Genomic DNA, 7746 nt, shown 5'->3' with positions numbered 1-7746 from the left:
TTCGGCACAACCTTGGTCGCCGGAAGGAAGCGGGTGCCGAGACCGGCAACGGGAAACACGGCTTTACGGATCGGTTTGGGAGACATTCGGCACCCTCGCTGGTTATGATCGGAAAGTCGTGGCCCTGCGCAATCCGTGCCGTGCGCGTCCGGCTAGGTCAATGATTGATCGCCCCCACGCGCCTGCGAGTTGCGCGAAAAACACATTTCGCTAAGGCGGAAAACATGGACAAACTCATCAGGGCGGTCTCGACCGGCCGACAGGTCTTTAAAGTGAATGCGTCGAATCAACACTTTGGAGACTGAACGACCATTACCAAGCGTAGTGACGTGACCCCTGATTTTCCTCCATGAGCGATTAGAGTCTGGTCTGAAGGAAGGGCAGACGATGAAGCGTAAGAGGTTTAATGAGGAGCAGATCATTGGCGTGCCGAAGGAAGCAGAGGCGGGGGCGAAGACCGCTGATCTGGCTCGTCGGCATGGTGTGTCTGAAGCGACGATCTACAACTGGAATGCCAAGTATGGCGGGCTGGAGGTATCCGAAGCCCGACGTTTGCGGGAGCTTGCTAGCGAGAACGCGAAGCTCAAGAGGCTGCTGGCCGATACGATGCTGGACAACGTAGCCTTGAAGGATCTTCTTTCAAAAAAGTGGTGACCCCACCGCTAAGCGGGAAGCTGCCGCTCATCTCCAGGCGTGCCACGCGATGAGCGAGCGGCGGGCGTGCCGTGTCATCGATGCTGATCGCAAGAGCGTGCGCTATTGTTCCATCCGGGACGATGACGCCCCGCTCCGGGAGAAGCTGCGCGATCTGGCCAACCAGCTCCGCCGGTTTGGCTATCGCCGTTTGCATATCCTGCTGCGCCGAGAGGACGTGATGATCAACCGCAAGAAGACCCAGCGGCTCTACAAGGGGGAAGGTCTGGCGGTGAGGCGACGACGCAGCCGCAGACGCGCGGTCGGCACGAGAGTGCCTGCTCCGGTGCTGGCACTTCCGAACCAGCGCTGGAGCCTCGAGTTGGGCGCAAGCGCCCTTCTTCGCTTCGCTACGAATCCGTTCACGACCAGATGGCGTCCGGCAGACGGTTCCGGGTGCTCAACGTGGTCGATGATGTGACCACAGAGTGCCTGGCAGCCGTGCCGGATACCTCGATCTCGGGGCACCGCGTCGTGCACGAGCTGACCCAGCTGATCGCCGAGCGCGGCAAGCCGCTGCAGAATGGCTACGTCGAGAGCTTTAACGGTCGCATGCGCGACGAGCTGCTCAACGAGACCCTGTTCCTCAGCATGGCCCATGCACGGGTCGAGATCGCTGCCTGGGTCGAGGATTACAACCGGGAGAGACCGCACTCGTCCCTTGGCTACATAACGCCGGCGGCCTTCGCCGCCGAACTGGATAAGCAATGGCCTGCTTCGCTACGCCCTACGGGCTCCGCTACGCAGCTCATTGCTTCAACCGCGCCGATGCGCAAAACAACCGCCCGGCTCTAATCCCAGCTGGCGGCAAGCTGGGGGTCACGTCAGATCATAGCGATTTCTTGCTATTGGAAATATCTTGTTTGCCCGCAATTGATCGAGGTAATCGCTCCACCACTGCGCCATTCGAACGCGCTCGTTCCAGTGTTGGCCGCGGCAATGGATGCCGCGGACCACGTTGCTGTCGCCATGCGCAAGCGCCCGTTCAATTGCATCGGGGTTCCAAAGGCCCGATTCGTTGAGGAATGTTGAGGCAGTGGCCCTGAGGCCATGCGCGGTCAGTTCCTCCTTCGAATAGCCCATGCGCCGGAAGGCAGCGTTGAGCGTGTTCTCGCTCACCGGACGGATGCCGCTGCGGGCCGACGGGAAGACATAGCTTTCGGTACCTAGCATGGTGGCAAGCTCGGTGAGATAGCCGACCACCTGCTTCGAGAGCGGCACAGCATGTGGCCGGCGAGCCTTCATCTTGACGGCGGGGATCTTCCAGACCCCATCCTCAAGATCGATCTCGCGCCACTCGGCATGGCGTAGCTCGCCCGGCCGCACGAAGACATGCGGCGCGATCTGGAGAGCATACTTGGTGACCAGGTAGCCCGTGTAGTCATCAATGGCGCGCAAGAGGCCGCCAAGCTCCTTGGGCTCGAGGATAGCGGCATAGTGCTGCGCCCGCGGTGTCACGAGCGCGCCCTTCAGCATGGCGGTGGGATCGGATTTGCAGCGGGTGGTTGCAACGCCGTAGCGAAACACGCGCCCGGCGAACGAGCGGCACTTCTTCGCGGTCTCGTGCTTGCCTGTCGCCTCGAGGCGCTTGAGGGGCGCCAGCACTTCAAACGGCTCGATGTCATGGATCGGGCGATTGCCGATGGAAGGCGTGAGCTGCTCGAGGAAGTAGTTCGCTTTGACGAGGGTTGCCTGGGCAAGCCCGTTCTTGACCATCATCTGCTCGATGTACTCCAGCGCCACCGCCTCGAAGGTCTGGGCCGAGAGGAACTCATCGCGGATCTTTTTCTTGCGCTTCTCGAAGGCGGGGTCGCCACCTTCGGCGACCGAATGCCTTGCGGCATCGGCGGCATTGCGCGCCTGCTTGAGATTGATCACGGGGTAGGGGCCGATCGACAGCTTTTTCTCGGTCTTGCCGACCCGGTAGCGGAATCGCCACAGCTTGCCGCCTGACGGGGTCACCTCGATATAGAGACCGCGCTGGTCGGCTACTTTGTAGGGCTTGTCTTTGCTCTTGAGCGTGCGAAGCTTGGTTTCGGTCAGAGGCATGTGGGCCTTCTCCCAATGTGGTTTTCGCATGAGCCCACATAAGGCCCGCAAAAACGTCTGGAACGCCTGGGAAATGCTGGGACGATCCGAGACCATCCAAGGGCCAATTCCCTTGGATTTCTGCGGCTTTTATACATTTTTAGCGAGAACATAAAAAGAACAATCTACCCTTGTGGGCGGGTGATCGAGTCAGCAGCCTGATGACAAGACCGAGTTGTGTTGGCACTTGCCCTTGACCAGCAGGCGCGCCACAGACGCGCAGAAAAGGGAGAGACGCATGAGCAATGCAAGCGGGCCGCTGTCCGGCCTCAGGGTTCTGGAATTCAGCGGAATCGGGCCGGGGCCGCACGTGGCGATGTTGCTGGCTGATCTCGGCGCCGAAGTGGTCCGCATCGAGCGGCCCGGCACTCAGGTAAGCAATCCGGTGGTCGAACGGGCAAGGCACCGGATGGCGCTCGATCTCAAGAGCGATGAAGGGCGCGCCCTTTGTCGCGAGGCAGCAGCCAGTGCAGACGTGCTCATCGAAGGCTTCCGTCCGGGCGTGATGGAACGGCTGGGGCTGGGGCCGGACGAATTGCTCGCGGCAAACCCGCGTCTTGTTTATGCGCGCATGACCGGCTGGGGTCAGGACGGGCCGCTGGCTCAGGCCGCAGGTCATGATATCAACTATATCGCCATCACGGGTGCGTTGTCGGCGGTCGGCAAGGCGGGAGAGACCGCCACACCGCCGCAGAACCTCGTCGGCGATTTCGGCGGAGGGTCGATGTATTGCGCCTTCGGGATCATGGCCGCGCTGTATGAGCGCGAACGTTCGGGCAAGGGGCAGGTGGTCGATGCCGCGATCGTCGACGGTGCAACCAGCCTGATGAGCTTCTTCTTCGGTGTACGCGGACGGCCCTTCATCACCACCGAGAGGGGTAAGGGGATGCTGGGCGGCGCGGCGCATTTCTACCGCTGCTTCAAGTGCGCCGACGGCAAGGAAATCTCGCTCGGTTCGATCGAGCCGCAGTTCTACGCTGAAATGCTCGCCAAGGCAGGCGCTCCGGAAGAGCTGGCACAGGGCCAGATGAACCCTGCCAACTGGGACGACTATGCCGACAAGCTGGCGGCACTGTTCCTGACCAAGACCCAAGCCGAATGGTGCGATCTGCTCGAAGGCTCGGACGCGTGCTTTGCCCCGGTGCTCGCACTCGACGAGGCGCGCGAACATCCGCACATGAAGGCGCGCGCGGCCTATGTTGAACACGAGGGCGAATGGCACACCGCCCCCGCGCCGCGCTTCAGCCGGACACCGGGCAGCGTCCGGTCGAGTCTGGACGACGGGGCAGATGTGGTCGCCCGCTGGAAGGCCGGCGTGTAATGGCCGGCAAGTTCTTCGACGAGTGGCAGGTGGGCGACCGGATCGAGCACGAAATTCGCCGCACCGTGACCGAGACCGACAACCTTCTGTTCTCGACCATGACGCACAACCCGCAGCCGCTTCATCTCGATGTCGAGGCGGCCAAGGCCAGCGGCTTCGGACAGATCCTTGTCAATTCGACCTTCACCTTCAGCCTGCTGGTCGGGCTGTCGGTAGGGGACACCACGCTGGGCACGCTGGTTGCCAATCTCGGCTTCGACAAGGTGGTGACGCCCAAGCCGGTGTTTATCGGCGATACGCTGCGCGCTTTCTCTGAGGTCAAGGAGCTGCGGGAGAGCAAGTCCCGCCCGGATGCCGGGATCGTGACCTGGGTCCACGAAATGTGGAACCAGCGCGACGAGGTGGTGTGCCGGTGTGAGCGATCAGCGCTGATCCGCCGTCGCGACTGACGGGGCGGCCGTGCCACCGAGCGCCTGCCACAAGACCACCCGCGAACGGGCCGCGCGGCCGGCTGCTGCTGCTGCCCGCTCTCCGCTGGCATCCGCAGCACGGCGGGCTTCGAGTACGTCGGAAAAGCCCGCCAAGCCTGCGCGATAACGCGAATCCGCGAGTTGCGCGGCGCGCTCCAGATCATCCCGCTCCTTGATCGTTGCACGCACTTCGGCATCGCTCGCCGCAACGAGGCCATAGGCGGCTTCGGCATCGCCCAGTGCCTGGAATACTGCGCCGCGATAGGCCGCGAAAGCAGCGCGCTTGTCAGCCGCAGCGGCGTCGATCCCTGCGCCGACACGCCCGAAATCGAGCAATGGGCCCGCGATCCCGGCGGCGAGGTTGCCGACAATCGAATCGTTGAACAGGTCGGCCGGGTCGAAGGCGAGCAGGCCGATAACGCCCGATAGCGTCAGGCGCGGAAAGCGTGCGCGCGCTGCGGCCGCAAGATCGGCATCGCTGGCCGCCAGATTGGCAGCCGCCGCGGCGACGTCGGGTCGATTGGTAAGCAGTTCGGAGGGTAGGGCGGGGGGCGGCGGAGGCAGTGTCATGGTCGGCCCCGGGGTCGCCAGCGCTGCGAAAACCTCGGCTGCGCTTTGTCCGGTCAGTGTCACAAGCCGCCCGACGATCCGTGCGCGTTCACTTTCGAGCGCCACGAGGCGCGATCGCGACGCGCTGGCCTGGGCTTCGGCGCGGACGCGATCGAAGCCCGGGGCAATTCCGGCCTGTTCGCGCGTTCCGGCCAGTTCGGCCAGCCGCAAGGCAGCCGCGGCGTCGCTTTCCAGCGCCGCCGCGCGCGCGGCAAGCACTCGCCAATCGATCACGCTTCCGGCAATCTCCGCTAGCAACGCGATACGCACGCCCCGTGCCTGAGCGCTGGCAGCATCGATCCGGGCCAGTGCCGCGCGCTCCTGCGCCTTCAGGCGCCCGAAAACGTCCGCGTCCCAGCTCGCGGTGATATTCGCTCCGTATGATGTCTGTTCGGCGGGGATAAAGCCCTGCTGCCCGGCTGCCCCGAACTGTGCGGTGTTAATGCGGTTACGGCGCACGTTGGCATCGGCCGCAATGTTGGGCAGGCGTTCGGCTCCGGCGCGGCGCGCTCCCGCCCGTGCGCTTTCGATCCGCGCTGCGGCCTCCGCCAGGCTGGGCGCATTGGCGAGCGCGGCGTCGGCCAGAGCGGCATAGGCCGGATCGTCGGGCGGAAGCAAGGCGGCGAGCCCGGCGCTCGTACCGTTTTCCGGCCGATAGAAATAGCTTTCGGGCAGATCGGGTGTCGGGGTTGCGATCTCGGGGGCAGGTTGCAATGCGCAGGCGGCAAGCGCGAGCGGCAAGAATGCCGCGGCGAGGTGCGCACGCGGGCGGTGGGTGGCGCGGATCATCGCTCAGTCATCCTTGTCCGCGGGCGCGTCGGTAGCCGGGATAAAGGCATCGACCTGCTGCCCGACGCGGAAATTGTCGGTCTTTGGCAGCGCATAGATCAGCTGAAGAACGCGCACGTCCACCCGCTCCGCAGCGCTGTTTGTAAGCGAGCGTTTCGGTACCACCTGCGGCTCGGCGCGGACGAAGGCGGCGTTGACGTGAAGTTCCGCCGCACCGCGTGGACTGACCACAGCCGGCGCGCCGAGCTTGAGCCGCGTGGCCTCGTTCTCATCAATGTCGATGCGCACGTGAAGCGGGTCGGTCTGGCCCATCTGGATAAAAGGCTGGTTCCCGCCCCCGCCCTGAGTGGCAACAAATTCGCCCGGGCGGATGTTCACCGCGAGGATTTCGCCGGCAATCGGTGCGCGCACCGTCAGGCGCTCGATTTCGGTGCGGGATGCTGCTGCGGCAGCCTGGGCCGCGGCAAGGCGTGCCTTGGCAAGACCAAGACGGCTCGTGGCGGCAGCTTCCTCGCCCTCGGCACGGATCACCTCGGATCGGCTCACCGCAGCAGGATCGGTCAGGCTACGATAGAGATCGAGCTGCTGGCGCGCGGTGGCTTGCGCGGTCATCGCCTCGGTAATGGCGGCACGCGCCTCGGCAATTGCGGCATTGGCCTGCACCAGATTGGCCCGCGCCGCGCGGGCATCGACGAGGAACAGCACCTCGCCTGCCGCCACATTGTCGCCCGGCTTCACCCGGACATCGGTCACGAGACCGGACAGCGCCGAGCCGATGTCGATCACCTCGCTTGCCGGCTCGACGATACCCGCGCCGGCAACGCGGGGCGCATCGGCGAGCTCGCCGACCGCTTTGGGTGGCTGTTCTGCGGGTTCGCTGGTGCTGCGGTCAGGCAGGCCGCCGAAAATGTAATAGGCAGCAAGGATCACACCGATCACCGCAATGACCGGCAGGATCTGACGCGAGAAACTCAGATTGCGGAGCGAGAGAGCCATGTTGTCCTCGACTGATGGGAAAGGGGAAAGGAGGCGGCGGCATCAGTGATCATCGGGCATTTCCTTGCCGTCATGGGTGATGCGCCCGTCCTCGAGCACGATGATACGGTCGGCGAGATCGAAGATGCGGTTGTCGTGGGTGACGATAATGCAGGCCCGGTCCGGGGCGACCGCCACTTCGCGCAGCAGGTCCATCACCCTTCTGCCTGATCGTGCGTCGAGCGCGGCGGTGGGTTCGTCGCACACCACCAGACGCGGCTCATGCACGAGCGCGCGGGCGATGGCGACCCGCTGTTGCTGGCCGCCCGAAAGCTGGCGCGGCAATTTGTTGGCCTGATCGCCGATATTGAGCTTGTCGAGCAGCACCATCGCCCGTTCGCGCGCTTCGTGCAGCGGTACGCCTTGCGCGATCAGCGGCACCGCAGCGTTGGCGGCGGCATCGATCGAGGGGATCAGGTTGTACTGCTGGAAAATGAAGCCGATGTTGTTGAGGCGGAAATTGACCAGCTCGGTGTCGGACAGCTTGTAGATGTCGGTGCCGAATACCTTCACCTCTCCCTCGGTGGGCCAGAGGATGCCGCACATGATCGAGATCAGCGTCGTCTTCCCCGATCCGCTTTCTCCCACGACATAGGTCATCTCCCCCGAGCGGATGTCGGTGTCGATGCCGTGGAGCACGCGGATAGTCGATTGGCCTGCTTCGAACTCGCGTATGATGCCGCGCGCGCAGATCGCCGCCTCGGGCGCGCAGCCGCCGATGGCTGTGGTGTCCATGATGTC

The 7746-nt window shown here is 64.0% G+C and carries 6 protein-coding genes and 1 pseudogene; 3 read left to right on the top strand and 4 right to left on the bottom strand.

Annotated features, from left to right (window positions below; translation table 11 throughout):
• Positions 1–387: 387 nt before the first annotated feature.
• Positions 388–1488, top strand: a pseudogene (locus tag OIK40_RS13805) (integrase core domain-containing protein).
• A 24-nt stretch (positions 1489–1512) separates the two neighbouring features.
• Here the strand turns inward: OIK40_RS13805 and OIK40_RS13800 are convergent.
• Positions 1513–2742, bottom strand: coding sequence for a tyrosine-type recombinase/integrase (locus tag OIK40_RS13800; protein WP_273678932.1), 1230 nt, complete (start codon positions 2740–2742; stop codon positions 1513–1515).
• Positions 2743–3019: 277 nt separating this feature from the next.
• Between OIK40_RS13800 and OIK40_RS13795 the strand changes: the two genes are divergently transcribed.
• Positions 3020–4102: a CaiB/BaiF CoA transferase family protein gene (locus tag OIK40_RS13795; protein ID WP_273678931.1), complete on the top strand. Its 1083-nt coding sequence runs from the start codon at positions 3020–3022 to the stop codon at positions 4100–4102.
• On the top strand, positions 4102–4551 hold the full coding sequence (locus tag OIK40_RS13790; RefSeq protein ID WP_273678930.1) for a MaoC family dehydratase: 450 nt from the start codon (positions 4102–4104) through the stop codon (positions 4549–4551). The genes OIK40_RS13795 and OIK40_RS13790 overlap by 1 nt, the downstream gene beginning before the upstream one ends.
• Here the strand turns inward: OIK40_RS13790 and OIK40_RS13785 are convergent.
• The 3 genes from OIK40_RS13785 to OIK40_RS13775 are packed head-to-tail and all read right to left on the bottom strand — an operon-like array spanning position 4525 to position 7740.
• A complete protein-coding gene (locus OIK40_RS13785) occupies positions 4525–5970 on the bottom strand; it encodes an efflux transporter outer membrane subunit (RefSeq protein WP_273678929.1) in 1446 nt (481 codons plus the stop codon). The two genes, OIK40_RS13790 and OIK40_RS13785, sit on opposite strands and share 27 nt — an antisense overlap.
• Positions 5971–5973: 3 nt before the next feature.
• Complete coding sequence (locus OIK40_RS13780; protein WP_273678928.1) at positions 5974–6966, bottom strand: efflux RND transporter periplasmic adaptor subunit; 993 nt, start codon at positions 6964–6966, stop codon at positions 5974–5976.
• A gap of 42 nt (positions 6967–7008) precedes the next feature.
• Positions 7009–7740 (bottom strand): ABC transporter ATP-binding protein, encoded by a 732-nt coding sequence (locus OIK40_RS13775; RefSeq protein ID WP_273678927.1) that lies wholly within the window; start codon positions 7738–7740, stop codon positions 7009–7011.
• Positions 7741–7746 lie beyond the last annotated feature (6 nt).

The sequence above is a fragment of the Erythrobacter fulvus genome, from assembly GCF_028595285.1.
Taxonomy (GTDB): Bacteria; Pseudomonadota; Alphaproteobacteria; order Sphingomonadales; family Sphingomonadaceae; genus Erythrobacter; species Erythrobacter fulvus.
This window is presented reverse-complemented; position numbering and strand designations above follow the sequence as displayed.

Bases quoted from the DNA above. Each gene is read 5' to 3' on its own strand.
- OIK40_RS13800 (WP_273678932.1), bottom strand. From the start codon at position 2,742: ATGCCTCTGACCGAAACCAAGCTTCGCACGCTCAAGAGCAAAGACAAG.
- OIK40_RS13795 (WP_273678931.1), top strand. From the start codon at position 3,020: ATGAGCAATGCAAGCGGGCCGCTGTCCGGCCTCAGGGTTCTGGAATTC.
- OIK40_RS13790 (WP_273678930.1), top strand. From the start codon at position 4,102: ATGGCCGGCAAGTTCTTCGACGAGTGGCAGGTGGGCGACCGGATCGAG.
- OIK40_RS13785 (WP_273678929.1), bottom strand. From the start codon at position 5,970: ATGATCCGCGCCACCCACCGCCCGCGTGCGCACCTCGCCGCGGCATTC.
- OIK40_RS13780 (WP_273678928.1), bottom strand. From the start codon at position 6,966: ATGGCTCTCTCGCTCCGCAATCTGAGTTTCTCGCGTCAGATCCTGCCG.
- OIK40_RS13775 (WP_273678927.1), bottom strand. From the start codon at position 7,740: ATGGACACCACAGCCATCGGCGGCTGCGCGCCCGAGGCGGCGATCTGC.